The organism is Polyangium jinanense (genome assembly GCF_028435265.1).
Classification (GTDB): Bacteria; Myxococcota_A; Polyangia; order Polyangiales; family Polyangiaceae; genus Polyangium; species Polyangium jinanense.
The window spans coordinates 382,430-408,808 of the sequence record NZ_JAGTJK010000006.1 but is presented as its reverse complement, the minus strand read 5'-3'; the positions used below and the strand labels follow the sequence as shown (position 1 = coordinate 408,808).

The following is a 26,379-nucleotide window of genomic DNA, read 5'->3' as shown; positions in this document are numbered from 1 at the left end:
CCGCCTCCTGTAGGATCGAGCGCCACCTTAAGGTGGCTCCGAAGGCCGCTCGCGAGCGGCCCGTAAATCAGCCGCTTTTAGCGGCTCACACATCGAAACCCCCCGGCTTTGCCGGGGGATTGTTAGTCCACCGTCTTCGTGACGAGCGGCTGGGGCCACGCGCTCACGGCATTCGCGGGCGACACCCTCGAACCGCGCTACGCCGTGCCTTTGCCGCGCGAGCCCCGCGCCGTCTACGTCGAGCCTTCGGGCCGCCGCGCCTTCGTCTCCCACGCCATCGGCGACGAGATCTCCATCGTCGACCTCGAAGATCCGCTCCACGCACGTAGGTCCGTCGATCTACGTCGGCACAACGGAGAAAAATCCTCTCGCCATACCGGTCAGGGGTTCGTCCTGACCGCGCTCGTCGGGACGAACCCCGAGCGCGTGACACGATTGCTCGCTCCCATGGTAAGTGTCGACCAGGACGCGGGCAGCATCTCCACCGAGACGTATGGCTCTCGATTCCTCGCCGCAGCGCCGCTCGTCGCCGTCGTCGATACCACGAGCGAGGATCTGCTCGGGCTTCATCTCTCGGTCTTCGAGCATTTCCGCGAAACGGCTTGCACCTTGCCGCGCGCCGCCGCGCTCGCCGGCGATCGCCTTCTCCTCGGCTGCCTCGGCGTCGACGCCGTCCTCGAGCTCGACGCCCGCGCGCGTGACCCGATGCGTTTCGAGCGTCGAAGGTTCCGCGTCCCCGCCGGGCCGATGGGCGTCGCAGCCGAACCGGGCCGCGAGCGCGCCGTGGTCTGGTCCCAGTTCGCCGCCGCCGTGAGCGTGCTCGACCTGCACGAAGGCGCCGCCACCAAGCCCGCCGCGGAAATCGTCGTCTCGAAGGAATTGCCTCCCGGCCTCGGGGCCGTCGAGGCGCGCGGGCGTATCTTGTTTCACACGACGAACGACCCGCGCATCTCGGGCGACGGCCGCGCCTGCGCGAGCTGCCATATCGACGGGCGCGAGGACGGCATCACCTGGCAAACGCCCGAGGGTCGGCACCAGACGATCATGCTCGCGGGCCGCATGAACGAGGGCGCGCCGTTTGGCTGGCGCGGCGAGACCCTCACGCTTCGCCACCACGTCGGCCGCACGATGAAGCGCCTCGCGGGGCGCGGGGTCTTCAGCGATGCCGATTCCGCCGACCTCGATGCGCTCATTGCTTACTTGAAGGTGATGCCCGCGCCCGTGCGTGCCGAGCCCGACGAGGCACGGCGCGCGTTCGTCGCCCGTGGACGCGAGCTCTTCGACGATTCACGGCAGGGCTGCGCCACCTGCCATCCGGGCGGCGGCACCGATCGATCCGCGTACGACGTCGCGCGCTCGCCGTACCATATCCCCTTCGATACACCCTCGCTCCGGTTCGTCGGGGGAACGGCGCCTTATTTTCACGACGGTCGTTATGCCACGCTCGGCGACCTTTTGCGGGGCGTGGACGGCACCATGGGCCATACCGGCTCGCTCTCGGACGAGGAGCTCCACGCGCTCGAGGCGTACCTGGAGGATCTGTGATGAAAACGAGCATCGTGTTTCCGGCCCTTGCCCTCGCGTGTTCGCTCGGCCTGGCCGCGACTCCGGCACAGGCCGAGGAGCCTTATCGATTCCAGGTGCTTCGCCTCGCCGAGATCCCGAGCGTCGAAGCCGAGCCCGACGTCGAATGGAAAGCCGAGAACTACGACGGTCAGGGCAACGCGAATCCGCTGCCCGACGCCGAACGTTCGCGCCCTGCGATGGACTGGAGCGGTTTGCCCCGGCCGCGCATGACCAACGAAAAAGGCAATCCCGTCGTCCTGCGGAGCCGGGACCGCCAGTACCCGGGCGATCATCAGGCGAACCAGTGGCTCCGTTATCTCCAGTCGGACGACGCCTCCCCGATCGCCATGGCGTGTGGCCCCGAGAAGGGCGAGCGGGGCGTCGATACGTATTTGCTCGAAGCGTCGCGGCCGGAGGGGCCGCGATACACAGTCCTCGAGGCCTGGCTCGATGGTAAGACGTGCAAGGGGCTCGCGCTCCGTCGTTATCAGACGACCGTAAAACCTCTCGCGGGCGGCCTCGCGTATGCCTACCGCACGTCTTGCGCGCGCTGCTCGGCGGTGGAGAGCGCCACCCTGCACGTCGTCATGCCGACGGCCTTCAGCTCGAGCGCGACCGGCGGATTTCGGTACTGGACGTACCTCATGCAGCACCTCGAGCTTCCGCTCGGCCCTGGCACGTCGGGCAGCTTGCACGCGCATTTCGAGGCCGCGAGTATCCGCGCGTGGAACCATGTCGTCCCGAAGCCGCTCCCCGTCGTCAATGTCGCCGAGCTCCGCATCGAGACGAGCTTCGCCGTGGGCGAGGACGAGCCCACGATCGTCCTGGCCATACGCGGGCTGAACATTCCGCTATCGTAGGCTTCCGGACGGCGCGGCGTCCGTGATAGGGTCCGCTTCATGTCCAACGTCGTCCACTTCGATACGAACCACGGCTCCTTCGAGATCACCCTCGACCCCCAGGCCGCGCCGCAGACCGTCGCGAATTTCCTTCAGTATGTCAACGAAGGGCACTACGACGGGACCATCTTCCACCGCGTCATCCCGGGCTTCATGGCGCAGGGCGGGGGATACGACGCGACGTATGAAAAGAAGTCCACGCACAAGCCTGTCACGAACGAGGCCGACAACGGCCGCAAGAATACGCGCGGCACCGTCGCCATGGCGCGCACGAGTGATCCGCACTCGGCGACGGCGCAGTTTTTCGTGAACGTCGCCGACAACGCGTTCCTCGACCATACGGCCAAGACCGACTCTGGCTGGGGGTATACCGTGTTCGGCCAGGTCACCTCCGGCATGGACGTCGTCGACCGCATCGTCTCGCAAGAGACGGGCAAGCGAGGCCCGTTCTCGAAAGACGCGCCGCTCGAGCCCGTCGTGATCAACTCCGCCCGCGTCCGCTGAGCCCCCGCCTTCCCGCCCTGCGACTCTGTCGCACAACCGCCCACATTGTCTCTCGTCGTTTTCGCATGAAACCGAATGGTTTCGATGCGTTGCAAGAGTGTCTGAACGTGTTCAGATTTGCTCTTAACCGGCGGCGTGTCTGCATCCATCATCTGAACATGTTCAAACTCGGTTCTTGCCGGAGGGCTCCGGCGAGCCGACGTGTAGGGAGGAAAACGCCATGGAGAGCACGATGATGAATGCGGCGTCGTATCTGGTTCCGGTGTATGCGGCGTATGCGCTGGCCAGCGTGGGGCTGACGGTGGGGCTCGCGCGGACGTTGTTCCGCAGCGGCGCGGTGTTTCTCGCGGACGTCTTCAAGGACAATCCCGGAATGGCCGAGGCCGTGAATCGACTGCTCGTCGTCGGCTTCTACCTGCTCAATTTCGGATATGCTTGCCTCATCATGAAGGCGGAGCGCGCGACGGACATCATCTCGGCCATCGAGATCCTCGCCGCCAAGCTCGGGCTTTTGCTCCTGTCGCTCGGCGTGATCCACTTCTTCAACGTGTACCTCTTCCACCGCATGCGCCGCCGCGCCCAGATGGCCGTGCTGCCGCCTCCGGTCGTCCCCCAGCTCAAAATGGTCCACACGGGCGCCGAGTGAAAGGCCTCCCGCGACAAACGAGGACGAGGAGGTTTTCCCATGAAGCGGCTCACGGTCCTTTTCGACGAAACCTGCGCGCTCTGCGTGCGTTGCCGCGATTGGCTCCTCACCCAGGAGGCGTATGTCGAGCTGGAACTCCTCGCCTGCGGCAGCGACGAAGCCAAACGGCGATATGCCGGGGTGCCATGGCTCGGCCAGGAACTCGTCGTGGTGAGCGACGAGGGCGATGTCTGGGCGGGCGCGGCCGCGTTCCTGCTTTGCCTGTGGGCGCTCGTGGAATGGCGGCCCTGGTCGTACCGCCTGTCCGGGCCGACGTTCGCCCCGCTCGCGGAGCGGTTCTTCCACGCGCTCTCCAGCAAGCGCCGCACGATCGCCGCGTGGGTCGCGCCGGACGATTGCCCCGGCGGGAGCTGCCGGGTACGGTACGCCGGAGGGCATTACCGATGAACACCCGCAAGCGCCGTCCGAGCGGCGAGGCGAGCCGCGAGCACATCCTCTCGATCGCGCTCGGGCTCTTTCGCGAAAAAGGGTTCGACGGGACCACGATGCGCGACATCGCCGCCGCCGCCGGACTCTCGCTCGGCGCTGCGTATTACTGGTTTCCCTCGAAGGAGGCCCTCGTGCTCGCGTATTACGCGCGCCAGCAGGACGCGCACGCGGAGGCATCGCGCGAGGCCCTCGAACGCCTGCCCGATCTGCGATCGAGGCTCGGAGCCGTGATGCACGCGAAGATCGACATGCTGAAGGAGGACCGCAAGCTCCTCCGGGCCATTCTGCGGAGCACGCTCGGCGCCGACGAGCCGACCTCGGTCTTCAGCGCGGAAACCGAGGGTGTGCGGCGCCAGGCCATCGCCATTTTCGCCGACGCGATCGGGAAGGACGAATCGATCCCCGAGGATACGCGGCCTCTCTTCGCGCAGGCGCTCTGGACGCTGCACCTCGGCTTGCTCCTTTACTTCGTGAACGACACCTCCGAGGACCAGGCGAAGACCCGCGCGCTCGTGGACGGCTCGCTCGACCTCGTCTGCAAGCTCGGGCCGCTGCTCGCGTCGCCCATGCTCGGGCCGCTGCGCGCCGAGATCACGGCGCTCCTCGAGAATGCGGGGCTCTTCGCGGCAAAGAAATGACGGATTGACGCGCGCCGGGCGCCTTGCAACGGTCTCGGCATGTTTCAACGAAGGTCGTTTCGACGAAGATGGGCCGCGGCGACGGCGATCGCCGCGCTGGTCGTGGGGTTTGGTTTCGGGCAGGCGCGTCGGGCGTCCGGGGAGACGCCGCCCGACGACGGCGCGCCCTCGGGCATGGTCGCGTTCGTCGCGGGGGGCGCGTGTCCGCCGGGTTGGGTGACCGTGTACGACGTCGGAGGGCGCGTCGTCGTCGGCGCGATCTATCCGGAGGACGTGGGCCTCGAGGTCGGCACGCCGCTCACCGATCGCGAGGAGCGGATGCACGAGCACGCCTATGCGGGCGAGGTCACGTTGGTCGCGAAAAACATCGCCGCGGCGAACGGCGGCAATCAGAATGGCGCCGCCGCGGGGACGTATCCGCTCGCGGGCACCACCACGAAGGTCTCCTCGGGGTTACCGTTCATGCAGATCGCGGGGTGCGTGAAGCCATGAAAACACGCGTTACGCTCGTCTCCTTGCTGCTCGTCTCGTTTTGGGGTTGCTCGGGCGGCGATGGCACGACCGGGGTGCCCATCGCCACCGACCCGGGCCCGCAGCCGCTCCGTGGTGACACGCTTCCGGAAGGCGCCGTCTCCTTTTTCAAGAAGCTCGCTTGCCCCGAGGGATGGAAGCCCTACGAGCCCGCCACAGGGCGCACGATCGTCGCGGCGAGTGAAGAGTTTCCGAGCGGAGCGACCGTCGGCGAGCCGCTCGCGAGCCAGGAAGAACGGACGCATTCGCACGCGATTGCGGCGACCGTCGAGATCCCGGCTGTCTCGTACGTCGGCGCGCCCGGCGGCGGAAATGCCGGCGTGGGGCAGGCCGGGGCCGTGTCGTTTGCCACGACGTCGGAGCTCGCGTCCGACGATATCCCCTACGTCCAGCTCCTCGTTTGCAGAAAAAACGAGCCGTCCGTCAAGCGGGCCACGCCCTTGCCGTCGCGTTTGCTCATGTTTTTCGACCTTCCGGAATGCCCCGCGGGCTGGAAGCCGGCCGAAGGCACGACGGGCAGGCTCCTCGTTGGATTGCCACAGGATGCGCCCGCGGACCGGCCCTTCGGTGGCGACCCGTTCACGAGCCCCGCGCTCCGCTCCCACGGTCACGCGGTCTCGTCGACGCTCGAGACGCCCTCGCACGGCATCGCGCTCGCGGGCGGGTGCTGCGGGGACGGATATGCCAAGAATGGCACGTACGAATTTGCGGTCGAGACGGAGCCGTCCGAAGTGGACATGCCGATGCTCGCGCTCCTCCAGTGCGAGAAAGAGTGAGGACCCATAAATCAGGGAAACACCTGATAGCCAGGGACGCGCGCCTCGTGAGATGAGTCGATCCCGGGGAGGGGATCGTGCGCGCAAAACATGGCTTGACGGTTGGTTCCTCGAAACCTTCGGAGCGATCGACGCCGCGGGGCGCGACGCTCGGCTTTTGGGGTCTCGGCGTTGATGTGCTCATCGGCGCCGTGGTGATCGCGGGCGTCGCGGTCACCACCCTGAAGCTGCAACTCCTCCGGCACGGCTGACGCCGAAGCCGGCTCAGCGGAGCACGATGTCGAGCGTGTGCGCTTCGAGAAGGCTCGGGACCTCCCATCGCTCGCTCATGCGGCGAATGACGGCCTCGGGCACGCGCGCGGCGCGAGCGCGGTTGCCCGCGAGCAGCGTGCTCCGCGGCGCCTCGACGTAGACGATCCACACCCGCGCGCCGTAATCGGCGGCGAGCGAGAGCAGCGGGCCGCGCCGCTGCCGGTTCAGGTTTGTTGCATTGTAGACGAACCGCTCGCCATGCCGGAGGTGCTCGCGCACGCGCTCCTTACCTGCCTGTACGACGGCGCCCTGGTTCTCGTCGGGCTCGACTTCGAGCTCGTGGCGGAGCTCGTCGAGCGACACCACCGGCAGATCCGCGAATCGCTCGCGAATGGCGGTGTCCTTCCCCGCGCCGGGCAGGCCGCACATCATGATCATCTCGCTGCGCGTGTCGTCGTGGATCGGCACGTCGGGCGAGCGCCCCTCGGAGCGGAAGTAGACGACGCGCGTGTGATCGGACGGGAAAGCGCGCGGTTTGTCATAACAACCCTCCTCGACGCAGAATGCGCGGAAGAGCTCGATGTTGTCGACGATGCGCTGCATGTCCTGGCAGACGCGGCCGCGGATGTCGGCCTCGGCGACGAGAGCGAGCAGATCGGCGCGGCAGACGAGCGAGATCTCCGCGGCGAGCTTCTGCGCGTCATCCCGCTCGATCAGATAGAAGGGGATCTGGTGGTGGCGGATGAGTCCGCACACCATCTCGCGCAGCGAAAACGGCGCGTCGAGCTCCCAGAGCAGCCTGCGCGCAAGCATCTCACCGGCGCGTGAATGGCCCTTCGCCGTGATGCGCCCGTCCGGCTCTTCTTTCGTGGTGAACGGCTTCGCCACGTCGTGCAAGAGGCACGCGAGCCAGACGGCCGCCTGATCCTCGGCCGAGAGCGCGCGCCACGCGGGCATGGCCACGAGCGTCTCGAGCACCATGCGCGTGTGAATCCAGACGTTGCCTTCGGCGTGGTGAATGGGGTCTTGCGGGCAAGGTTCGAGCGCGCGGACCCATTCGAAGGTCTGCAGCTCGTCCCAGGGCACACGGAAAGCGGGCGGCCGGGGCGGCTCGGTGAGGAGGGAGAGCGACATGGCGGGACTCGTGACGCGAAGAAAGGAGGGGCGCCACCATAGCACGGGTGAGGACGCCTGTGCTAGCCTGCTCTTCGTCGTGTCTGCAAAGTACCCGAGGACATTCCACCTCCCGTGGTCGCCGGGCGGGACGTCCGACGACAAGCGCATGTCGGACGTGTCCGCGCTCGTCGGCGCCGAGATCGTCGCGACCGAGAAATGCGACGGCTCGAACCTGACGTACACGCGGAAGAACGTCTTTTCGCGCTCGCACGCCGGCCCGCCCGCGCACCCGAGCTTCGACCTCGCGAAGGCCACGCACGCCCGCATCGGCCACATGCTCTCCGATGGGATCTCTGTCTTCTGCGAGTACTGTTATGCCGTGCATTCGATCGCGTACGAAAAACTCCCCGATTACTCGCTCGTCTTCGGGGTGCGCGACGATGCCGCCGGCATCTGGTGGGACTGGGACATGGTGACGGCGCAGGCGACCGACCTCGGCCTTCCCACGGCGCCCGTGCTTTTCCGCGGCGTGGTCTCGTCGCTGGACGAGCTCCGTGCGCTCACCGATCGACTCTCACGCGAGCCCTCGACGTTCGGCGGCCCGCGCGAAGGCGTCGTCGTGCGCGTGGCTTCGCAGTTCCCCGACAACGCATTTGGTCGATGCGTGGCGAAGTGGGTGCGCAAGGGCCACGTGCAGACGGACGAGCACTGGCTGCACCAGGCGATCGTCCCGCAGCGCCTCGCCCGGTCCGAGTAGGGCGACTACCGCTTCCCGCCGAGCTTCGTGAGCTCGGCGCAGAGCGCCTCCCGCGCCTTGCCGAACGTCTCTTCGTACCACGCGAAATCGTCGTCGGGCCCCTCCCAGAGCTCCGCGAGAAAGTGGTTCGCGGCCGCGTAATCGGTGATCTTGCCAGTTTTCGCGACCTGCAAGGCGAAGACCGGCACGCGCAGCGCGTGAAACGCCTTCTTCCGGGACGGGCCGGGCTCGTCGACGAAGCGCTTCTTCGCTTTCTGCCAGTCTGCCGTCGATCGACCGATCGCCGAGGACGCGAGTTTTTTTCGGTCGAGCGTGAACCGGAACGGCGGGCGGGGCGCGACGAGCACGTGCGCCGGCGGCGCGAATTGGCATTCGAGCGCGAAGACGCTCTGGTCTTCGAGCGCGTCCTCGAACGTCGCGACCCCGTGCATCACGATGTTGAGGCCTGGGGCGAAGGCGAGGTCTTGCCTTTGCCCCGGCTTTCCGAGCACCACGAGGAAGTCCTCGTCGGAGGCCGGTCCGGCCGTGCCGTACACGCGCGAGCCCACGCGGTACGCCGCGCGGATCTCGGCGCGCGGGACCCGAAGAACGGCGAGCAGGCGGCCGAGGACGTCGTCGGACACGATCGCATCTTACAACGGGAGGGCCGCGCTGGAAAGTTCCCACGTGCCGGCATTACGGAGGAGCCTCGGCGCGAAGAAACGAGTAGCATTCTCGGCGGTTTCGTGATCCAATGGGCGTCGTGGTATCCTTCTCTGCCTTCCGCCAGGCCGGGCGTCTCTTCGCGCTCGGAATCGGAGCGGTATCGCTCTTGTCGGGATGCTCGCCGGAAGCCCCTCCTGCAAACCCCGACACGGGGCCGAAGATGCCGGAGGGAGGCCTGCTCGACTACCCCGTGGATGCAATCGGCCCGTTCCGGGTCGGCTATCGCTCCTTTCTGCACACGTACCAGCCGAAGGGCGTGGAGGGGCCGCGGGAGATCCGCATCAATCTCTGGTATCCCACGCTCGACGAGGAAGGTACGTCGCCGAAGTACCTGAACGTATTCCCCGACGACGACGTGTTCGAGGGCGCGAGCGTCGCGCCGCCGATGGAGGCCGCGGGATACCCCGTGCACCTGCATTCGCACGGGTATTCGGGGTTCGGTGGGACGAGCTCCGACATGATGCACTGGTTCGCCTCGCACGGCTGGGTCGCGATCGCGCCCGATCACAAGGGCAACACGCTGCCGGAGCACGAGGATACCGTGCCGCTCACCATCAGCTTTTGGCGCTCGATGGATTTGACAGCGTCGCTCGATGCCCTGGAGGCGCTGCCCGCGGAGGATCCGCTCGCCGGCAAATGCCGCACGGACGAGGTTCTGCTCTCCGGGCATAGCTTCGGCGGTCGCACGGCGTGGGCGAGCGGCGGCGCCGCGCACGATCTCGCCGCGATTCAGGCCATGTGCGACGACGGTACGAAGTTCTCCGAGCCTTGCACGCCCGAGCAGATTGCCGTCTTCGGCGAGGGGCTCGGGGATGCGCGCGTCAAGGCGGGCATTCCGATGGCGAGCGGTGTCGGAGACGAAGAGCCGGGCTGGTTCGGGTTCGATGGGTACGATTCCGTGAAGAAGCCCTACATGCAGATGAGCGGGTCGCTCGATCCTGTCGGCGCCGAGAACGTGTTTGCCCGCGTGACCTCGATCGATTTCACCTGGCTCGATTTCGAGGGCGGATGCCACCAGCTCTTCGCGCTCGGCGGCTGCCAGGAGTTCGATTCGTACGAGGGCTGGCGGCTCGTGAACACGTATGCCTTCGCGTTCGCGCGCCGGCACATCCTCGGCGATACGAGCGACAGGGTCCAGAAGATCCTCGACGGCACCGAGGTCCTCTCGCCGAAGGTCAAGTTTCAGCACAAATGAGGTGTGCGATGTCATTCCGGGACGAACCTCTCCAAACGACCTATCTCTCCCGGGCGCTCCTCCCCGCGGCGCTCGCGGCTTCGCTCGTCGCGTGTAGCGAAGAGGCGCCCCCGCCGAGCGGCGGGATCGGGCCGCGTCCGCCGATGCCGGAGATCGCCGCGCAGACGGGGGCGCAGCGCCTCACGGTCGCGCAGTATGGCAATGCCATCCGCGACCTCTTCGGCGAGGACATCAACGTGCCGACCTCGATCGAGCCCGATGCCCCGCTCGACGGCTTCGTCACGCTCGGCTCGTCGGTCAGCACCATCTCCTCGCGTGGCGTCGAAAGATACGAAAAAGCCGCGTTCGCGATTGCGGAGCAGGTCGTTTCGGACCCGGCACGGAAAGCCTCGGTCCTCCCGTGTGCGCCCGCGGGGACGAACGACCTCGATTGCGCGAAGAAATTCGCCGCCTCGCTCGGGCGCCGCGTCTACCGCCGTCCGCTTGCGGCCGCGGAGGTCGATCGGCTGGGCGGGCTCCTCGTGCAGGCGGCGACCACGCTCGGCAGCTTCGACAAGGGGATCGAGTTTGCCCTTGCGGCGATGCTCCAGTCGCCGAATTTCCTCTATCGCCCCCAGGTCGGCGAGCCGGACCCGAAGAATCCGGACAAGCGACGCTACACGAGCCTCGAAATGGCCTCGAAGCTCTCGTTTTTCCTGTGGAACAGCATTCCGGACGAGGAGCTGCTCGCGGCGGCCGAGGCCGGAAAGCTCACGGAGGACGAGGGCCTCTCGGAGCAGGTCGTGCGCATGATCGAATCGCCGCGGGCGAGGGAAGGCCTGCGGGCGTTCGTCACGGATTGGCTCCACCTCGGCGATCTCGACGCGCTCTCGAAGGACCCCACGGTCTTCACGTATTACAGCCCCGAGGTCGGCCCCGCCGCGCGCGAGGAGACACTGCGGGTCTTCGAGCACTTCGTCTTCGACCTCGACGCCGATTACCGCGACGTCTTCCTCACGCGGACGACGTTCGTGAATCCGAAGCTCGCCTCCATGTACGCCGTGCCCGCGCCGACGGACGAGGGCTTCGGCAAGGTGGACTTCCCCGCGGATTCGCCGCGGATCGGCCTGCTCGGGCACATCAGCATCCTCGCCTTGCATTCGCATCCGCGGTCCACGTCGGCCACGCTCCGCGGCAAGTTCGTCCGCGAAGATCTGCTCTGCGACGGCATTCCGCCGCCGCCCGTCAACGTGAACACGGGGTTGCCGGATGCCTCGACGGAGGCGCGGACCCTGCGCGAGCGCATCGCGCAGCACAACACCGATCCCACCTGCCGGGCTTGCCACACGCTCATGGATCCCATTGGCCTCGGCCTCGAAAACTTCGATGGGATTGGCCGGTTCCGCTTGAAGGAGACCGACGCGGTGATCGACCCGTCCGGCAACCTCGACGGCGTGGCGTTCGCGAACGCGCGCGAGCTCGCCTTGCGCGTTCACGACAGCGACAAGGTCGCGCCTTGCTTCGTGCGCAAGCTTTATTCGTATGCGACGGCGTTCGAGCCCACGAAGGAGGAGACCGCCGCGATCAACACCCTCACCTACGATTTCCGCGCGGCGGGGCATCGCGTGAAGTCGCTTCTCTCGTTCATCGCGACGAGCCCGGGTTTCCGGCTCGCGCACAAGCCTTGACCACCGGTGACGAAGGGGATCATGCCATGAAGCGAACCAAGCTCAGCCGAAGGACGATGCTCCGGGGCATGCTCGGGGGCGCGGCGGTCGCCATCGGGCTGCCGGCGCTCGAGATTTTTTTGAACGCGAACGGGACGGCTTATGCCGGGGGCGACGCCCTGCCGAAGCGATTCGGAATATTTTTCTGGGGCAATGGCACCCTGCCCGATTTCTGGGTACCCAAGGGGACGGGGCCGACCTGGGAGCCCTCTCCCACGCTCGCGCCGCTCGCCGAGGTGAAGGACAAGCTCTCGGTCATCACCGGCATGAAGGTGTATACCGGGAACACCGTGCCGCATTTCTCGGGGTCGGCGGGCATCCTCTCGGGCGCCGCGCCGCTCAACAATGGCACGGAGCTCCAGACGTTCACCCAGCCGAGCATCGATCAGGTGATCGCCGAGGCCGTCGGACAGGACACGCGCTTCCGCTCGCTCGAATTCGCGGTCCAGCCCGGCGGACGGAGCCTCTCCTATTCGGCGCCGCATAGCGTGAACCCGCCGGAGAACTCGCCCGCGGCGCTCTTCCAGCGTGTCTTCGTGGACGGGTTCGTCATGCCCGGCAGCACGCCGATGCCCGATCCACGATTGCCGCTGCGGCAGAGCATCCTCGACGGGGTGATGGAGGAGGCCGCATCGCTCCAGCAAGTCCTCGGACAAACCGACAAGGAGCGCCTGGAAAAGCACCTCGACGGCATCCGCGCGCTCGAAAAGCAAATCGAAAAACTCCAGCAGAATCCGCCGAGCCTCGCGGCGTGCATGGTGCCCGAGAAGCCGCTCGACGAGTATCCGGACGTGGACGGCAGGCCGCCGATGTCCGAGATTTCGCGGGCGATGGTGGATGTCCTCGTCATGGCGCTCGCCTGCGACCAGACGCGCGTGTTCAGCCAGTGGTTCTCGAGCCCCGTCGGCAATCCGCTTTATCCCGGGGCGACCGCCGGCCATCACCAGCTCACCCACGACGAACCCGGCGACCAGCCGCAGGTGCAGAGCATCTTGCTCTACATCATCTCGGAGTTCGCTTACCTCGTGAAGGCGCTCGCCGCTGTCCCCGAGGGCGACAGCACACTGCTCGACCATTGCGCGATCCTCGGGACGAGCGATTGCTCGTACGGCAAATCGCACCTGCTCGAAGAGTATCCGATCCTTATCGCGGGGACCTGCAACGGGGCGCTCAAGACGGGGCTCCATTATCGGTCTCCGTCGGCCGAGAACGCGAGCAAGGTGCTCCTCTCGCTCGCGCGGGCGATGGGGATGACGCTCGACAGCTTCGGCCAGGGCGATGCGCGCGCGACCACCAGCTTGACGGCGATCGAGGTATGAAGACGAAAGCTGTTTCCAGGCTCCTGCCCGTGCTCTCCCTCGGCCTCTTCCTCGTCGGCTGCGGCGAGGAAGAGGCGCTCGGCGCCGCGGCTTGCACGACCGGCGAGACGTACGGCGCCATTACGACGAAGCTCGCCTTCTCGCGCCTGGTCTCGCCGACCGTGGCGCCCGGCTTCGATCTCGACGGCCGGACGAGCGATTCGACCGACTCGCTCTCCTGCGGAAAGGCCGATTTCACCGATGCCGACGGGCGGAGCGGCGTGGACAACCAGCTCGCGCCGCTCGTCCCTGAAGTGGAAAAGTTCGTCGGCGACGCGATCGACGGGCTCTTGCAAGGGTCCATCAACGACGGGCAGCTCGTCATCTTGATGGAAATGGAGAACGTCGACGATTTCACGAACGACACCTGCGTGAACCTCGGCGTGCAAGTCGGCGTGAAGAAGCGGCCGACCCTCGGCACGGACGGCATCATCGAGGCGTATCAAACGTTCGAGCCCGACCCGGCGGCGAGCCGCAGCTACGTCATGAATGCGCGCATCGAGAACGGCGTGCTCGAAACCGGCCCGTTCGCCCTCGCGATTCCGCTCGCGATTTTCGACGTCGCGTTCACGTTGAACGTGCAAGACGCGCGTTTCCGTTTCACGATCGACGAGGAGCACAGGCTCAAGGGCATCCTCGGCGGTGGCGTCTTGCCGCAGGAGATCATCGACGGCGTGAAGGACGGCGACGGGCTCGAGGATCTGCTCCCGCAGATCAAGCTCCTGCTCGACGCAAACACGGACCTCGCATACAACGAGGACACCGGCAAATGCGAGCAGCTCTCGGCGACGCTCGATGTCGAGGGCGTGCCGGCGTTCCTCCGCCGCTGACGTGCCGCGCGCGGGGGCGAACGTGACCTCCGCGCGCGTGCCGTCGCACGGGCGGCCGCGTGTTCGTCCACCATCGCCATTGAGCCTCGGCGCCGCTGCCGATATGCTCACGTGATGCGACTTCCCCTGCGAACCCTTGGTAAGGTCGCCTGTGTCCTCGCTTTCTCGGCCCTCGTGGGCTGCGGGGACGACGAAGGCGGCCCGAGCACGACCGGCGGCGAAGTGCCGCGCAAGCCTTTGTTCCTCGTGGCGAACAGCCGCGGCGACGATGTCCTTCGATTCGAGCAGGACACGGGCGCGTTCGTCGATGCTTTCATTCCGAAAGGCACGGGCGGCCTCTTCCACCCCGACGCCATGACGCTCGGCCCCGAGGGCGACCTCTACATCGCGAGCGGCGATACGCCCGAAAACTCCGCGGTCCTGCGGTTCGACTCCTCGACGGGCGCATTTTACGGCGAGTTCGCGAAGGGCGGCGGCCTGCACCGTCCTTATGGTATCGCCTTCGGGCCGGACGGAAGGCTTTACGTTTCGAGCTTCCTCACGGACCAGATCCTTCGTTACGACGGGAAAACCGGCGATTTCATCGACGTCTTCAAGGAGGGCAATGGAATGCCCGGCGGCCTGAACGGGCCGAATGGGCTGCTCTTCGGGCCCGACGAAAAACTTTACGTCACGACCGAGGGCTCCGTCGCCGAGAACGGCATGCCCACGTTCCCGGGGCTCCCGAGCCAGGTCTTGCAGATCGACGTCACGACCGGCGAAATGAAAGTTTTCGTCGACCAGCCCGACCTTTCGCCTGCCGGGCACGGCTACATCAGCCTGCTCGGCCTCGCGTACGGGCCCGATTGTAACGCTGGGCTCTGCGAGCTCTATGTCAGCGATTACGCGAACGACATCCGGCGCTACGATTTCACGACGGGGATGTTGCTCGGCACGATCTCCACGAACTACACGGGTAGCACGCCGAGCGGCAATTACCTCGGCGGGGTGAGCTTGGGCGACGGCGGGCGTATTTTCACCGTCGGCTTCGACGAGGACGAAGCGAAGGGCAACCCGGGGACGGTGTTGCGTTTCGAGGCCGATGGGACGCCCTTGCCCGCGTCGGGGCAGTCGGGCGCGGTGCTCGTGAACGCGGATGCGAGGCTCGCGCGGCCGATCGGGATCCTCGCGCTGCCCTGAGAAATGCTAGAAGGGGCGGCGATGTCCGATGCCGCCCTCGCGCCCGCCTCCTCCGCGCTCGCCGACGCGCTGGCGATCGCCCGATATCACATCGTGCTCGTGGCCATGGCCGCGTGCGTCGTCTTCGGATGGCTCATGACGGGCCGTTACCTGCCGCTCGTCGCCCTCGTCGTTGGACTCGACTGGTTCCTCATCAACCTGATGAACCGGATCACCGACATCGACGAGGACCTCAAGAACGGAATCCGCGGCACCGAGCGCGTCGCGCGCCAGAAGCGTTTGCTCACCGTGGGCGCCGTCCTGCTCATGGGCGGGTCGTTCGTCGCGACGCACCTGGTTTGGCCGGGTCTCACGCCGTTCCGGATCGCCGTCCAGATCATCGGCCTCGCCTACAATTACAACATCGTCCCCACGCCGCGCGGTTTCTCCCGGCTGAAGGAGATCTACTTCTTCAAGAACTTCGGCTCCTCGGTCCTGTTTGTCCTCACGTGTTTCGTGTATCCGCTCGTCACGAGTCCCGGCGCGCGCGTGATGCCCTGGAGCGGGGTCGTTTGCCTTGCACTGTTTTTCGTTCCGTTCGAGCTGACGTACGAGATCCTTTACGATCTGCGTGACCTCGAAGGGGATCGGCAAGAAGGAATCCCCACGTATCCCGTGGTGCACGGGCCCCACCGCGCGCGGCAGATCATCGATGGTCTGCTCGTCGGCGCGGCTGCCATTCTCGTCGCCGGAATCGTCTCCGGCTCGATCGGCGTCCGCGAGGGCTTGATGCTGGCCGCGCCCGCGACGCAGCTCGCGTTTTATCGGCCCCGCTACTGGCGAGGCCTCACTTCGCATGATTGCATCGTGCTCACGCACCTCGGCACGGCCCAGCTCGTTTTTTATCTCGTCGGTACGGCGCTCTGGGAACACGCGGGAATGCCCGCGAACATTTTTCTTTGATCAGCGCAGCGTGAGCTCGCTCGCGGCGAAATAGGGGATCGCCACGATCGCGGTGTGGTGCCAGAGCGAAAGCTCCGCGGGCGCGGTCGAGAGGAGCAGCACGAAAAAGAGGCCCGCCGCGACCAAACGCGGCAAGGCGACGGAGAGCGGAATCGCGCCGCCCCGACGGCGCGCCAGGACGACGGATGCGAGAACGAACGCGCCAATCACCGAGAGTCCCCAGATCGACGCCACGCCGAGCGCTTCCCGCTGCGACCAACGGAAAAACCCCCACCACGTGATCTGGATGAGCGCATGCGCCACGAGCGGAGCCGCGACGATCGTGGCGAGCGCGCGCCGGATTCGCCCGTCCCCGGACGAGAGCCGGCCCGACAAGGCGAGGTCCGCGCCAATCGCAAAATATCCCCACCCGAGAATGCCAATGATCGGCACGCCGAGGTGCCCCGCCTCGGCCCACGACCAGAGCCCCGCGCGCACCGCGATCACCTCCACGAGCGACGCGTCGAACGCGACGATCGCGAACACCACGAGCGGGCGGAGCCGCTCGATCCGCGGCCAAACGCAAGCCGCGACCTCCCGGGCCGAGAGGATCACGAGCGGCCAGATGAGCGGCACCAGGATCGGCACTCGGTCGAGCCGGACGTGCCACCCCATCGCGTAATGGTAATATTCGTAAAACGCGACGCACGTCTCCTCGCCGATCCATCCCGCGACGGCGAGCGCCGCATAATCGGTCAAGAGATCCGCGGGCGGCCGCCTCCGCGCCATGGCCGCGAGCGCGAGCAGGACGACGGCGACGCAGGCAATCTCGAACACGAGCAAAGGCACGGGCCGACGCTAGCACGCCACAACGAGCGGCGACGTCACGACTTCAGCGTGAAGATCCGGATCCCCTGCTGCCGCCCGCGCACCGGCACGATACCGAGGTCCTCGAACGTCACCTCGGGCACGCGTTGCGCGGTCTCCTCGCTGACGAGCACGTCGACGCCTTTTTCCTTCGTCATCGCTTCGAGCCGCGAGGTCGTGTTCACCGCGTCGCCGATGACCGTGAACTCGAGCCGACTCCCGCCGCCGAGGCAGCCCGCCACCACGGTCCCCGAGTGCACGCCGATGCCGATTCGCAGGCCCGCCGAGCGGATGCGGTTCTGCTCGTCGAGCGCGGCGCGAATGCGGCGCACGGCCTCGATGGCGCGGCGCGCATGGTCGTGGCCGGGCTCGGTCGCGCCGAACACCGCGAGCATGCCGTCGCCCATGAACTTGTCGACGATGCCGCCGCACGCGTGCACGGCCTCGGAGAGCGCGCCCTGGAGCTGGTTCAGCATCTCGAAGACGTCGCTCGGCTCCATGCGCTCCGAGAGCGACGTGAAGCCGCGCAGGTCCGTGACGAGGAGCGTCGCCTCCACGGACCGCGGCGCATCGAGGAGCGAGAGCGGATCCTTGAGCGCCGCGCGCCCGACGGTCGGCAAGAGCCGATCGAGGAGCAATTGCCCGCGCGTGGCCTCCATCGCGCGACGCACCTGATCGGCGAGCCAGACGTTGAGCATTCCGATCGCCACGATCGCGACGCCCGAGTAAAGCAGGTGCACGCGTGAGGCATGATCGCCGAGGAGGCGGACGAGCAGGACGACGGCGAGAAACGTGGTCCACGCAGCCGCGCGGCGATCGAAGCGGATGCCGCCCGTCGCGGCGAAGAGGCCGCAGGCGAGCGCGGTGACCGCGGCCATCGCGGTCGTGACGCCCTGGGCCGCGATACGCGTGTCGAGGATGCCGTCGATGAGGAAGAAGTCGACGACGGGCACGATGAACCAGTACACGCGGCCGTACGGGAGCCGCAGGGTCGCGAGGAGGAGCACGCCCGAGAGCAGCACCCAGAGCGCGCCGCCGCGGATGTTCGTCGCGGGCCTGAGGCCCCGGGCCCAAAGCGTGACGTCGAGCATGAGCACGAGCGAGTAGGCCGACATGCGGACGACCGCGACGCGCATCTCGTTCCGGCGCGCCTCGCGGTTCAACGCCTCCTTCATCGCGGCGGCGAGCTCGCTCCGGTTCGAGGCGTGGGCCACGGTTCCCATGTCGGCCCCACCAACGCAAATCGGATCCCGTGCGTCAAGCGTTATTCGCGCGGATCCCTCGTTTGCTTTGGCCTTGACCCGTGCGAGATCCGGTGACAGACCCGCAGGGCAAACCATAACGAGAGGAGTTGCCCGTGTCCCGACCCATCAAGAACCTCGACGAGCTCCAGTATTTCCCGATGGGCAACGGCGAGCGCTTCGCGTGTCGCGTGAGCCTCGTCGGACAGCAGATCGGCGCGCAGAAGCTCGGGTACAACGTGACGATCATCCCGCCCGGCAAGCGCGCGTTTCCCTGTCACGCCCACCGCGTGAACGAGGAGATGTTTTTCGTGCTCGAAGGCGAGGGCGAGATGCGTCTCGGCGCGGAGCGACACCCGATCCGGCGCGGCGACATGATCGCGTGTCCGCCCTCCGGGCCGGAGTCGGCGCACCAGTTCATCAATACGTCCGAGACCACCGAGCTCAAAGTGCTGTCCGTGAGCACACGGATGTCGCCTGATCTCGTGGAGTACCCCGACACTGGCAACTTCGGCGTCGTCGCCGATCTTGGTCCGGGCGCGGACGGAAAACCGCGCCTGTTCCGTTATGTCGGACGTGATGGCGAGAGCCGCGATTACTGGGAGGGGAACGAGTAGGCGAGCAGGTCAGGCCGAGGCCGAGGGTTCGTCCGGATCGGGGAGCAGGAGGCCCATGCCGATATCGTCGACGAAGTTGCCGTCGTCGCGACGAATGAGCCCGCGGCGGGAGCCTTCCTCCTGGAACCCGAGGGATCGATAAAGGGCGACGGCGCGCGGGTTGTCCGCGCGGACGTGGAGCTCGACGCGACGGATGCGGCCTCCGTCCGCGTCGCGATGGTCGCGCACCCAGCCGAGGAGCGCTTCGAGCAGCGCGCGGCCGAGGCCGATTCCTTGCGCGTCAGGATGCACGCCGATGCCGAGAACGGCGACGTGGCGAACCATGCGGAGCGTGAGGCGAAGGATCGACGCCTCCGCCACGATTCCGCGTCCTTCCTCTTCGGCGACCATACAAAAGGCCGAACCGTCCGTCGCCGCCATGCCCGCGCGAATCTGTAGATCGCCGTAGGTGGTCGGGTCATCGGGCAGCTCGTCGGGGTATTTGACGATTCCTTGCCGGGCTTTTACGATCGCGCGCTCGAGGTCGAGCAGTCCGGCGGAATCGGCGGGGTAGGTGGCCATTCGGAGGAGGGCGCGGCGGCCTCCCCGGAGCGGGACGTGCGAGGGCGTGAGAGGCGTGAAGGACATGGGCGTGCGGCCCGAGCAAGCGCCCGCAGGCTTCGGATGTCAAGCATCCGTGCACGCAGACGCCGAGGTTTCACGCGGACGTCACGCGGCGCGACGGATGCCCCGGCCCTGGTGACGTTCGGGCACGAGGGCACAACGTTCGAGATTTCCTCGGGTTGGATGCTCGATCCCGGCGCCCGACGAGCCACCCGTTCCCGCGAGGTCCGCGCCCACCGGCGTGGAAAGAAGCACGATTCTCCCGCTCGCCTCCAGCCGGAGAAGACCCTGATCCACGGACGAACGCGGGAGCCCGAGGAGTTTGTCCCGGAGCAGTGCGAGGGACACGATCTCGCCCGGCGTGGGCATGAGGCGGGCGAGCACATACAGGATTCGAGCGTCCACTGCGGCTTCCGCGCCCGCGTTGCGGGCCACGCGTACGTGTTCGGCGAGGCGCACGACGGCGTCGAGCTGCTCCGGCGAGAGGCGCCATAACTCCGAAAGGATTTCCTCGAAGGCAAACACGCCGGAGGATACGAGCGTGGGCGAGCTGCTCATGCGCTCGCGCGCGGGCGGGAGAGGCGGCGGGGCGGGGGTGCGACGGAATCGGGCACGGAGGCGATCGAGGAGATCACGAAGGCGAGACCTCCATCCGTTTGGGGGGACGCACGAGGGATCGACGATGGTCGGCCGCATGTCCTCGGGCCAGGTCGGTCGTTCGTGGATCCCGAGCGGGACGTCGTCGTCGTCCGATTCCGGCAAAATCGTGGGCATGGAATCCCTCCCATTCTTTGATCACCGCTCGTAGGCGACCCGCCGAGACATGCTTCTCGGATTGGCCTTGGTTTCGTGCGCGCGAGCAGGGGTCCTCCGTTCCGTCTCTGCCACGGCGGGCCGCCTGCGAGCGGTGATCGTCTGTCGAAATCGTGGATCGTCGTCCCCAGGCGACCGCGCCACCAAGCTCGCCCAGAATGAGTGGCAACGCGGCCGGCTGCGAACGACGATCCTTCGCGTCAGGGTTTGGGTTTGTCCTCGGTTGAAGCCTGTTTCTTTGCGGCTTCTTGTGCAAGCATCCGAGCGAGTTTTTTTTCTGCTATGCTTTTGAGCTCTGCGCACTCGTCCAAATGCGTGCTTTTGGGAAAACGGCGCGCGTGCTCCTGGAGGAGTTCGAGGGCTGCTTTCGGATTTTCGTCTTTGAGGGCACGCCGTATCGTCCAAAGCATCGGAACTTCAGGATCCCCGGGGCGAGCGGGGGCTGGTTCCTGCGATGGCGGTGCAGCCCGCGGCGCCCCGGAATCGCCCTGCGGCGTATTCCTCACGAGAGCATCGGCGACCACGGCGATCGGCGTCGTTGCCGCGTGGAGCGATGGGGCCGCGGTGGTATGCGCCGAAGCGACACCTGCGCCGAGATGCCCGAGCAGCATGCCCGCGAGCGCGGACGGCAGTGCCACAGCAAACGCGGTCGTGAGTTTGAACGGAAAACCTGCCGCCCCGATGCCCGGTTCGATCGCCTGAGGCGCCTCGCGCCTCGGCGCGCCCGCAGCGATCTTTGCAGCGTCGATCGCCCGCGACAACCGTTCCCAGCCGTCGAGCTGGGCCTTGGCAAGGACCTCGCTCGACTCCCACACGCGCGGCAGGAGCCCGGCCAGCGAGAACGAGGCAAACAAGCTCTCCCGCGAGCTCTTCTCGGGATCCACCCCGAGGAGCGTCTTGATCCACCCTTCGAAGGCCGTCTCGGCGGCGGCGAGGCGGAGCTGCACGGTCGAACGCGCGATCCCGAGGCTCTTCGCGAGCGCGTGAAGCGGCTCTTCGCGAACGTAGTACCGCAGGAGGAGCATGCGCTGGTCCGTGGGCATCCGTTCGAGCGCTTCGAGGACGACCTCCGTCATCGTTTCATCGGAGGCGTGCTGGTCGACCGCGGCATCGATCACCTGCGGGGCGAGCCGCTCGAGACGCCGCGCAGCCTTGCGCCGGTAGTTCCGGACCATCTCGTAGCAGACGCGCGCGAGCCATCCCTGGGGATAAGCGGGGATCTCGTCGAAGTGGTTGTACGCGAAGACGAGGACGTCGTGCGCGATGTCCGCCACATCGGCTTCCCGGACGCGGAGGCGATGCAACGTACGCCACACGGTGGGGAAGTTCTCCTCGTAGAACGTCCGGAACTCCTCCCGTGTGGGTGTGGTGTCGACCGCGGCAAGCATGATGGGCTGCGCCTCCGCTTGCTATATGTCGTCAGACCCCCCGGATGTACCGACGGTCGGCGAAAATTTTTGAGGAGGCGGTGGGGGAGGGGGTTTGGCGGTGGGGTTGGTCACGTCGAAGGCGTAGACGAGACCAACCTGGAGGGCGGCCGAGGCGTAGGGGTAGGTCCAGATTTCGCGGTCGAGGACAATTTCTTCGGGTGGGTCGGGCACGAAGAGAATATCTAGTCGAGTCTGGAGGGTGACGGACTGTCCCAGTGGGAACGACAAGCCACCGCGGAGGCCCACACCCCAGGTAAAGGTTGGTTTCTCCTCCAGAAAGTTCCACACTTTACTATCGTGCTCAATACTGCGATCCAGATATCCAACGGAGATGAGGATACATTTATCCAGTTGAAGCCAAGAACGTACCCTCGCATGCTGGCAGGGTATGAGCATTCCAAACCGCTGTGATCCACGGATGCGGTATGGCTCTTCAATGCGCTCACTCTCTGCGTCATAGCGGATTTCTACGCCTAACGACAGTTCAGCCTGTCGGAGTCCAAGGCCGAACACCAGCGAGGGTGACCAAGTCGGTGTACTGCCGGACGCAGCGCCTCCAGCAAACGAAATCAGGATGCGTGTGGGTGGCCCTGGCCGGGGTAGCGGCACTGCACGCACGGTTTGCGCGGCGGTAGGCGGAGGTGGCGGGCTCGATGGTGGAAGGGATGGCGCCGGAAGCGCAGGTGGCGCAGGTGGCGTAGGTGGCGCGATGTGCGGCTCAGGCTCCGGCGGTTCGAGCGGCTCGATGAGCATCCCGGCGCTGAATGCCGCATGATGCAACAACCCAGCACATTGCCAGGTGGGTTTTTCGTGCTCAGGTGCGCGCTGTTCCGCACCGGAAATGCTTTTCGCGACGATCTGGACACGAACGTTCTTTTCAGAACGTCGGAAGACGACCGTGAGCAGATTCGGCGCGTCAGGCTGGAACGGATCTCGTCCAACCTCGCGGGAGACGGCAGCACGGAAGACCGCCTCGTTCGGGCAAATCTCCGTGCCGGGCTCACGTACGTAGTCGAGGCGGTAGGTCTCCTGTGCGGCGGCAGGCGCTGCAAGGAGGCAGATCGAGGCTGCCAGTACCGTCCCCCCGCGGAGAGCCATGGTGCCCGACCCTACCAGCTAGGGGTGGGATCGAGCAAGGCGGCTTTACGCGAGGCAGCAGAACGTGATGGGTTTCCCCATCTCGACCTTGCCCGTGGGCTCACCACCCTGGGGCATGCACACGCCGGGCACCCTCTCGATGACTTCAACTCTCTTGCTGCCGAGAGAAATGCCTTCCATCAGATCGTAGCAGGGAGCAGGCATGTCCGAGGACACATACGGAGACAGTTGCTCGTTCATGCAGGCGCTGTCCGTATATACGTGAATCTGAACGGTGCACATGCCTCCCGTGGGTGGAGAACAAGTGCAAGAGCTGCACTCGCGTTTGTCGGTGCCATCCTCGAAGAACACGAGGCGTTTTGTCCAGTCTTGAGGACACTCAACGTCCTCTGTGGCGTACACGCAGACATCGAAGGGGGACGGCGGCTCCGGCGAGCAGGATGCATATTTGCACGGTTTTTTCACGTCATTCGCGCAAGCCAGCGCTGCAACCGAGATCGGCGTAGGCCACTCGTTGATGCTTCCGTTGTAGGGGATCGGGAGGTCCGTTGGTTCGTCGCCCTGGGCCAGGACGAGACAATCTCCCTCCACGACCACGGGCGGAGCCACGGAAAGGGAGCGGACACAGGGCACACCACCACAGAGCTTGCCCTCCGAGAGGGCATTGGCGGTCGTGCACGATCCGTCCCAGCTTGCCGGCGCGTCGAACGACGCACTCGCTGGCATGGGATCCTGACAAACGGTGGCGTGTGTATTCCAGGAAGTCGGGAGCTCGCAGGTTACTGGGGGTTCGCCGCAAGCGCATGTTGGGCAATCACGAGGCCCGAGCACCGGGTCGGCCCAGGCCCAAACTGCCTCTTTCGTGCCTACCGGACAACCAGGCAAGCCGATGGCTGGGCCGGTGGCCACGAGAACGGGACCTTCCCAACCGGCGGGCTTTTCCGGGGCGCACACACCTGGGCAGCCGACTGTGCCAGCGTCCGCGGGGCAGGTCTCCGGATCGGGAGGCCAACCCTCGGCAAGGCATTTCGCAAATTCTTCAGGTGTGCCAACACCGCAGACACACACGGCTTCATACTTGGCGTCTTCGCTCCAGCCGACATCACCGCAGGCTAGCGCCAAGAAAGGTAGAGCGGCAGGCAAACTGAGATACGGCCACAGGCGCATAAAATACCCCCGATTAAAAGGATGCATGACCCGATGACGTTTCTTGCGTACACATTTCAAAGCATCCTATCGGGTCAGGCATCAGTTGCACCATCAGTACCAGCGTCCACAGGGCAAGTTTCAGGATCGGGCGGATAACCCTCGGCCAGACAGTCCGGAGGCGGTGGATTGCCATTTTCGCAGGGGCACCAGACTCGCGAGTCGAAGTCCTCCCCCCACCCGACGTCACTACAAGCCAATACGATAAACGGCAAGCCTAGCGGGAGAGCGAGGATTTTCCACAGACGCATCACCGGGTCCCGTTCATTGAAATCAACCACCGTTCAAGCCAAGAATACTTGCACCTTTTATTGGTGCGTCTCGGGATCGGTACCATGGGGTTTGTCGATGGGGAAAGAGACAAACACCAACCTCGTGCAAGTTTCTGAGCAAGATCCCGACGCGGCCAACGCGGTTTTTCCGCGAACTACCAACTACCTGGACAAATGAACCGTGCCCGGACCAACCTCCCCAGATCGCCCTCAAAAATCGGCCCGGCCGTGTCGTTTCCGGTGGACGATCCGCCTTCTCAACACACTTCCCCAACAGGGAGTTCTACCTCCCAAACCCGTTCGTCCGAGGACCCCCCGCCGAACCCCCCGCCCAGAAAAATCACCGACCCCGTACGATCTTTTCGGACAAAACGCCCCCTCAACACACTTAGGGGTACAGGAGGAAACCTCACCCACTAGGGTAGGTGAATGTGTGATGAGTGTTTGGATCGAAGCTTCTGGTGAGCCCCTTTGCCTGCACTGGACCATCCTGCCCGGGCTCGAGCTCGTCGTGTCGCGCCTCTTCGGCAAGATCACCGTCGGCTACATGCTCGGGACCGACGGCGACGAGGTCCTGCTCCGCGCCCGCCGGGACGACATGGAACGAAGCCGCGAGCTCTTTCACCTCGCATTCACCTGGGGCGAAGCATGAAAAAGCCCCCCGAGCCGCCGGCCGCCTCTTTATAGAGAGGGCGAGGGCGCGTCGAGGTCGAGGACGACCGGCTCGTGACCCGTCGCCCGGAGAAACCGGACAAGGTCCGCTCCCCGGATCGCCGTCGTGTGGTCGTTCGTCAACGGATGGCAGTGCACCGGATCCCGCGCGAGGACCTTCGCGTCGAGGACGACCTGCACCACGCCCTCCTTGTCCATCAACGCAGCGAGCGGCGTGACCGACCCAGGCTCGACGCCAAGGTGCTGCCGCAGGCGCTCGTGCGAGCAGAACGAGACATGGCCCGCGCCGATGCGGCGGCCAAGGTCCTTGAGGTCCACCGCGCGATCCTCGTCGAGCACGACAAGCCACATCGCGCCCTTCTTGTTGCGCAAGAAGAGGTTTTTTACGTGCGTGCCGTCGTGCCGCACGCGATGCGCCTTCGCCTCCTCCACGGTGAAGACGGGCGGATGCGTGACCGTCTCGGTCTCGATGCCGAGGGCCACGAGCCGCTCGAAGAGCGCATCCCGGGGGGAGGTCGTCATGCGCGACTCGTTACCCCGCGCAGGGCCGTCGATCAACGTTTCGTGCGGGGATCTCCCCGGCGGCACACACGTGCGCTACAGATGCGGCCTCGACCAAGGAGCGACGCGATGGCGAAGGATCTCGAAGGCAAAGTCTTTCTGGTGACGGGCGCGACCGAAGGCATCGGCAAGGCCGCCGCCCGGGATTTCGCGCAGCGAGGCGCGACGCTCGTGCTCGTCGGCCGGAGCCGCGAGAAGAGCGAGCGCGTGGTGAACGAGCTGAAGGAGGCGAGCGGGAGCGAGAAGATCGAGCTTTTGCTCGGCGACCTCTCGAAGATCGCCGAGACCCGCGCCGTGGCCGACGCCTTCCGCGCGAAATACGACCGGCTCGACGTGCTCGTGAACAACGCCGGCGCCATCTTCACCGACTACAAGCTCAGCCCCGACGGCATCGAGATGACGTTCGCGCTGAACCACATGGCCTACTTCGTCCTGACGACGAGCTTGCTCGACCTGATCAAGAAGACGCCGAAGGCCCGCGTGGTCAGCACGTCGAGCGACGCCCACAAGATAAGTAAGATGGATCTCGCGACGGTCGCCAAGCGAAGCGGCAAGGCCGGCTTTGGCGCCTACGGCGACTCGAAGCTCGCCAACATCCTCTTCACGCGCGAGCTTGCCCGGCGCCTCGCGGGTTCGAGCGCGACGGCGAACTGCATGCACCCCGGCTACGTTCGCACGGGGTTCGCGCTGAACACCGGCCCGATCGCGGCGCTCTTCGTCAAGGCGGCCGCCGCGCTCTTCGCGCGTACGCCGGAGAAGGGCGCGGAGACGATCATCTGGCTCGCGACGAGCGACGATGCCGCGTCGTACAACGGGGAGTACTTCTTCGATCGCGCGCTCACGCGCACGACGAGCCACGCGCGGAACGACGCCCTGGCGAAAGGCCTGTGGGAGCTGTCGGAGAAGCTCTCGGTCTGAACGCGGGGTACGA

29 protein-coding genes are annotated in these 26,379 nt (G+C 66.1%); 19 read left to right on the top strand and 10 right to left on the bottom strand.

Going from position 1 to position 26,379, the window contains the following annotated elements; genetic code table 11:
* Nucleotides 1–138: 138 nt before the first annotated feature.
* The 9 genes from KEG38_RS55525 to KEG38_RS16730 all read left to right on the top strand — a co-directional run bounded on the left by KEG38_RS55525 (nucleotide 139) and on the right by KEG38_RS16730 (nucleotide 6,300).
* Entirely contained in the window at nucleotides 139–1,545 is a 1,407-nt protein-coding gene (locus tag KEG38_RS55525; protein WP_272420514.1) for a c-type cytochrome, read from the top strand.
* A complete protein-coding gene (locus KEG38_RS16765; RefSeq protein ID WP_272420512.1) occupies nucleotides 1,545–2,426 on the top strand; it encodes a hypothetical protein in 882 nt (293 codons plus the stop codon). Before KEG38_RS55525 ends, KEG38_RS16765 begins: the two co-directional genes overlap by 1 nt.
* Before the next feature lie 39 nt (nucleotides 2,427–2,465).
* Nucleotides 2,466–2,969 carry a peptidylprolyl isomerase gene (locus KEG38_RS16760; RefSeq protein ID WP_272420510.1) on the top strand — a complete coding sequence of 168 codons (504 nt, stop codon included), beginning with the start codon at nucleotides 2,466–2,468 and terminating at the stop codon, nucleotides 2,967–2,969.
* 220 nt (nucleotides 2,970–3,189) lie between these two features.
* Nucleotides 3,190–3,615 (top strand): hypothetical protein, encoded by a 426-nt coding sequence (locus KEG38_RS16755; RefSeq protein WP_272420509.1) that lies wholly within the window; start codon nucleotides 3,190–3,192, stop codon nucleotides 3,613–3,615.
* Between the two features lie 39 nt (nucleotides 3,616–3,654).
* The gene (locus KEG38_RS16750) at nucleotides 3,655–4,062 is read left to right on the top strand and encodes a thiol-disulfide oxidoreductase DCC family protein (RefSeq protein ID WP_272420508.1); all 408 of its coding nucleotides are present in this window, start codon (nucleotides 3,655–3,657) and stop codon (nucleotides 4,060–4,062) included.
* Nucleotides 4,059–4,742 carry a TetR/AcrR family transcriptional regulator gene (locus KEG38_RS16745; protein ID WP_272420507.1) on the top strand — a complete coding sequence of 228 codons (684 nt, stop codon included), beginning with the start codon at nucleotides 4,059–4,061 and terminating at the stop codon, nucleotides 4,740–4,742. Before KEG38_RS16750 ends, KEG38_RS16745 begins: the two co-directional genes overlap by 4 nt.
* Before the next feature lie 39 nt (nucleotides 4,743–4,781).
* Nucleotides 4,782–5,234 carry a hypothetical protein gene (locus tag KEG38_RS16740; RefSeq protein ID WP_272420505.1) on the top strand — a complete coding sequence of 151 codons (453 nt, stop codon included), beginning with the start codon at nucleotides 4,782–4,784 and terminating at the stop codon, nucleotides 5,232–5,234.
* A complete protein-coding gene (locus tag KEG38_RS16735; protein WP_272420503.1) occupies nucleotides 5,231–6,049 on the top strand; it encodes a hypothetical protein in 819 nt (272 codons plus the stop codon). The genes KEG38_RS16740 and KEG38_RS16735 overlap by 4 nt, the downstream gene beginning before the upstream one ends.
* A 77-nt stretch (nucleotides 6,050–6,126) precedes the next feature.
* Complete coding sequence (locus KEG38_RS16730) at nucleotides 6,127–6,300, top strand: hypothetical protein (protein WP_272420502.1); 174 nt, start codon at nucleotides 6,127–6,129, stop codon at nucleotides 6,298–6,300.
* A 13-nt stretch (nucleotides 6,301–6,313) separates the two neighbouring features.
* On the opposite strand, the gene KEG38_RS16725 is transcribed toward KEG38_RS16730, so the two are convergent.
* Nucleotides 6,314–7,435: an AAA family ATPase gene (locus KEG38_RS16725; RefSeq protein WP_272420500.1), complete on the bottom strand. Its 1,122-nt coding sequence runs from the start codon at nucleotides 7,433–7,435 to the stop codon at nucleotides 6,314–6,316.
* On the opposite strand from KEG38_RS16725, the gene KEG38_RS16720 reads away from it, so the two are divergent.
* Nucleotides 7,434–8,174 carry an RNA ligase family protein gene (locus KEG38_RS16720; RefSeq protein ID WP_272420498.1) on the top strand — a complete coding sequence of 247 codons (741 nt, stop codon included), beginning with the start codon at nucleotides 7,434–7,436 and terminating at the stop codon, nucleotides 8,172–8,174. The genes KEG38_RS16725 and KEG38_RS16720 overlap by 2 nt on opposite strands.
* Nucleotides 8,175–8,179: 5 nt before the next feature.
* Here the strand turns inward: KEG38_RS16720 and KEG38_RS16715 are convergent, their stop codons facing one another.
* On the bottom strand, nucleotides 8,180–8,797 hold the full coding sequence (locus tag KEG38_RS16715) for a nucleotidyltransferase domain-containing protein (RefSeq protein WP_272420496.1): 618 nt from the start codon (nucleotides 8,795–8,797) through the stop codon (nucleotides 8,180–8,182).
* A 119-nt stretch (nucleotides 8,798–8,916) separates the two neighbouring features.
* Between KEG38_RS16715 and KEG38_RS16710 the strand changes: the two genes are divergently transcribed.
* The 6 genes from KEG38_RS16710 (at nucleotide 8,917) to KEG38_RS16685 (ending at nucleotide 16,089) form a co-directional block, all read left to right on the top strand.
* Nucleotides 8,917–10,074, top strand: a complete 1,158-nt coding sequence (locus KEG38_RS16710) for an alpha/beta hydrolase family protein (RefSeq protein WP_272420495.1) — start codon at nucleotides 8,917–8,919, stop codon at nucleotides 10,072–10,074.
* An 8-nt stretch (nucleotides 10,075–10,082) separates the two neighbouring features.
* Entirely contained in the window at nucleotides 10,083–11,741 is a 1,659-nt protein-coding gene (locus tag KEG38_RS16705; protein ID WP_272420494.1) for a DUF1592 domain-containing protein, read from the top strand.
* 26 nt (nucleotides 11,742–11,767) lie between these two features.
* The gene (locus KEG38_RS16700; protein WP_272420492.1) at nucleotides 11,768–13,099 is read left to right on the top strand and encodes a DUF1552 domain-containing protein; all 1,332 of its coding nucleotides are present in this window, start codon (nucleotides 11,768–11,770) and stop codon (nucleotides 13,097–13,099) included.
* Nucleotides 13,096–13,968, top strand: coding sequence for a hypothetical protein (locus KEG38_RS16695; protein ID WP_272420490.1), 873 nt, complete (start codon nucleotides 13,096–13,098; stop codon nucleotides 13,966–13,968). The genes KEG38_RS16700 and KEG38_RS16695 overlap by 4 nt, the downstream gene beginning before the upstream one ends.
* 114 nt (nucleotides 13,969–14,082) lie before the next feature.
* Nucleotides 14,083–15,147, top strand: a complete 1,065-nt coding sequence (locus KEG38_RS16690) for a Vgb family protein (protein WP_272420489.1) — start codon at nucleotides 14,083–14,085, stop codon at nucleotides 15,145–15,147.
* Between the two features lie 21 nt (nucleotides 15,148–15,168).
* Nucleotides 15,169–16,089: a UbiA family prenyltransferase gene (locus KEG38_RS16685; RefSeq protein WP_272420488.1), complete on the top strand. Its 921-nt coding sequence runs from the start codon at nucleotides 15,169–15,171 to the stop codon at nucleotides 16,087–16,089.
* Here KEG38_RS16685 and KEG38_RS16680 read toward each other — a convergent pair whose 3' ends face one another.
* Together KEG38_RS16680 and KEG38_RS16675 are read right to left on the bottom strand one after the other, a co-directional pair.
* Nucleotides 16,090–16,917 carry a carotenoid biosynthesis protein gene (locus tag KEG38_RS16680; protein WP_272420487.1) on the bottom strand — a complete coding sequence of 276 codons (828 nt, stop codon included), beginning with the start codon at nucleotides 16,915–16,917 and terminating at the stop codon, nucleotides 16,090–16,092.
* A 35-nt stretch (nucleotides 16,918–16,952) separates the two neighbouring features.
* Nucleotides 16,953–18,158: an adenylate/guanylate cyclase domain-containing protein gene (locus KEG38_RS16675; RefSeq protein ID WP_272420485.1), complete on the bottom strand. Its 1,206-nt coding sequence runs from the start codon at nucleotides 18,156–18,158 to the stop codon at nucleotides 16,953–16,955.
* A 134-nt stretch (nucleotides 18,159–18,292) separates the two neighbouring features.
* Here KEG38_RS16675 and KEG38_RS16670 point away from each other — a divergent pair, with 134 nt between their 5' ends.
* Nucleotides 18,293–18,793: a cupin domain-containing protein gene (locus KEG38_RS16670; RefSeq protein ID WP_272420484.1), complete on the top strand. Its 501-nt coding sequence runs from the start codon at nucleotides 18,293–18,295 to the stop codon at nucleotides 18,791–18,793.
* Nucleotides 18,794–18,802: 9 nt separating this feature from the next.
* On the opposite strand, the gene KEG38_RS16665 is transcribed toward KEG38_RS16670, so the two are convergent.
* The 5 genes from KEG38_RS16665 to KEG38_RS16645 all read right to left on the bottom strand — a co-directional run bounded on the left by KEG38_RS16665 (nucleotide 18,803) and on the right by KEG38_RS16645 (nucleotide 23,346).
* Nucleotides 18,803–19,420 carry a GNAT family N-acetyltransferase gene (locus KEG38_RS16665; protein WP_272420483.1) on the bottom strand — a complete coding sequence of 206 codons (618 nt, stop codon included), beginning with the start codon at nucleotides 19,418–19,420 and terminating at the stop codon, nucleotides 18,803–18,805.
* 81 nt (nucleotides 19,421–19,501) lie between these two features.
* A complete protein-coding gene (locus KEG38_RS16660) occupies nucleotides 19,502–20,170 on the bottom strand; it encodes a hypothetical protein (RefSeq protein ID WP_272420481.1) in 669 nt (222 codons plus the stop codon).
* A gap of 239 nt (nucleotides 20,171–20,409) precedes the next feature.
* Nucleotides 20,410–21,597 carry an RNA polymerase sigma factor gene (locus KEG38_RS16655; protein WP_272420480.1) on the bottom strand — a complete coding sequence of 396 codons (1,188 nt, stop codon included), beginning with the start codon at nucleotides 21,595–21,597 and terminating at the stop codon, nucleotides 20,410–20,412.
* Nucleotides 21,598–21,618: 21 nt separating this feature from the next.
* Nucleotides 21,619–22,737 carry a hypothetical protein gene (locus KEG38_RS16650; RefSeq protein ID WP_272420478.1) on the bottom strand — a complete coding sequence of 373 codons (1,119 nt, stop codon included), beginning with the start codon at nucleotides 22,735–22,737 and terminating at the stop codon, nucleotides 21,619–21,621.
* 45 nt (nucleotides 22,738–22,782) lie between these two features.
* Nucleotides 22,783–23,346: a hypothetical protein gene (locus KEG38_RS16645; protein WP_272420477.1), complete on the bottom strand. Its 564-nt coding sequence runs from the start codon at nucleotides 23,344–23,346 to the stop codon at nucleotides 22,783–22,785.
* 1,305 nt (nucleotides 23,347–24,651) lie between these two features.
* Between KEG38_RS16645 and KEG38_RS16640 the strand changes: the two genes are divergently transcribed.
* On the top strand, nucleotides 24,652–24,867 hold the full coding sequence (locus tag KEG38_RS16640; protein ID WP_272420475.1) for a hypothetical protein: 216 nt from the start codon (nucleotides 24,652–24,654) through the stop codon (nucleotides 24,865–24,867).
* Nucleotides 24,868–24,896: 29 nt separating this feature from the next.
* Here the strand turns inward: KEG38_RS16640 and KEG38_RS16635 are convergent, their stop codons facing one another.
* On the bottom strand, nucleotides 24,897–25,409 hold the full coding sequence (locus KEG38_RS16635; protein ID WP_272420473.1) for a prolyl-tRNA synthetase associated domain-containing protein: 513 nt from the start codon (nucleotides 25,407–25,409) through the stop codon (nucleotides 24,897–24,899).
* Between the two features lie 108 nt (nucleotides 25,410–25,517).
* Here KEG38_RS16635 and KEG38_RS16630 point away from each other — a divergent pair, with 108 nt between their 5' ends.
* Entirely contained in the window at nucleotides 25,518–26,366 is an 849-nt protein-coding gene (locus KEG38_RS16630) for an SDR family oxidoreductase (protein ID WP_272420472.1), read from the top strand.
* The last annotated feature ends 13 nt before the right edge of the window (nucleotides 26,367–26,379 follow it).

Excerpts from the sequence above, each read along its gene's own strand:
- KEG38_RS16765 (WP_272420512.1), top strand. The coding sequence starts at position 1,545 with ATGAAAACGAGCATCGTGTTTCCGGCCCTTGCCCTCGCGTGTTCGCTC.
- KEG38_RS16760 (WP_272420510.1), top strand. The coding sequence starts at position 2,466 with ATGTCCAACGTCGTCCACTTCGATACGAACCACGGCTCCTTCGAGATC.
- KEG38_RS16755 (WP_272420509.1), top strand. The coding sequence starts at position 3,190 with ATGGAGAGCACGATGATGAATGCGGCGTCGTATCTGGTTCCGGTGTAT.
- KEG38_RS16750 (WP_272420508.1), top strand. The coding sequence starts at position 3,655 with ATGAAGCGGCTCACGGTCCTTTTCGACGAAACCTGCGCGCTCTGCGTG.
- KEG38_RS16745 (WP_272420507.1), top strand. The coding sequence starts at position 4,059 with ATGAACACCCGCAAGCGCCGTCCGAGCGGCGAGGCGAGCCGCGAGCAC.
- KEG38_RS16740 (WP_272420505.1), top strand. The coding sequence starts at position 4,782 with ATGTTTCAACGAAGGTCGTTTCGACGAAGATGGGCCGCGGCGACGGCG.
- KEG38_RS16735 (WP_272420503.1), top strand. The coding sequence starts at position 5,231 with ATGAAAACACGCGTTACGCTCGTCTCCTTGCTGCTCGTCTCGTTTTGG.
- KEG38_RS16720 (WP_272420498.1), top strand. The coding sequence starts at position 7,434 with ATGGCGGGACTCGTGACGCGAAGAAAGGAGGGGCGCCACCATAGCACG.
- KEG38_RS16725 (WP_272420500.1), bottom strand. The coding sequence starts at position 7,435 with ATGTCGCTCTCCCTCCTCACCGAGCCGCCCCGGCCGCCCGCTTTCCGT.
- KEG38_RS16705 (WP_272420494.1), top strand. The coding sequence starts at position 10,083 with ATGTCATTCCGGGACGAACCTCTCCAAACGACCTATCTCTCCCGGGCG.
- KEG38_RS16700 (WP_272420492.1), top strand. The coding sequence starts at position 11,768 with ATGAAGCGAACCAAGCTCAGCCGAAGGACGATGCTCCGGGGCATGCTC.
- KEG38_RS16695 (WP_272420490.1), top strand. The coding sequence starts at position 13,096 with ATGAAGACGAAAGCTGTTTCCAGGCTCCTGCCCGTGCTCTCCCTCGGC.
- KEG38_RS16690 (WP_272420489.1), top strand. The coding sequence starts at position 14,083 with ATGCGACTTCCCCTGCGAACCCTTGGTAAGGTCGCCTGTGTCCTCGCT.
- KEG38_RS16685 (WP_272420488.1), top strand. The coding sequence starts at position 15,169 with ATGTCCGATGCCGCCCTCGCGCCCGCCTCCTCCGCGCTCGCCGACGCG.
- KEG38_RS16675 (WP_272420485.1), bottom strand. The coding sequence starts at position 18,158 with ATGGGAACCGTGGCCCACGCCTCGAACCGGAGCGAGCTCGCCGCCGCG.
- KEG38_RS16665 (WP_272420483.1), bottom strand. The coding sequence starts at position 19,420 with ATGTCCTTCACGCCTCTCACGCCCTCGCACGTCCCGCTCCGGGGAGGC.
- KEG38_RS16660 (WP_272420481.1), bottom strand. The coding sequence starts at position 20,170 with ATGCCCACGATTTTGCCGGAATCGGACGACGACGACGTCCCGCTCGGG.
- KEG38_RS16655 (WP_272420480.1), bottom strand. The coding sequence starts at position 21,597 with ATGCTTGCCGCGGTCGACACCACACCCACACGGGAGGAGTTCCGGACG.
- KEG38_RS16650 (WP_272420478.1), bottom strand. The coding sequence starts at position 22,737 with ATGGCTCTCCGCGGGGGGACGGTACTGGCAGCCTCGATCTGCCTCCTT.
- KEG38_RS16640 (WP_272420475.1), top strand. The coding sequence starts at position 24,652 with ATGAGTGTTTGGATCGAAGCTTCTGGTGAGCCCCTTTGCCTGCACTGG.
- KEG38_RS16635 (WP_272420473.1), bottom strand. The coding sequence starts at position 25,409 with ATGACGACCTCCCCCCGGGATGCGCTCTTCGAGCGGCTCGTGGCCCTC.
- KEG38_RS16630 (WP_272420472.1), top strand. The coding sequence starts at position 25,518 with ATGGCGAAGGATCTCGAAGGCAAAGTCTTTCTGGTGACGGGCGCGACC.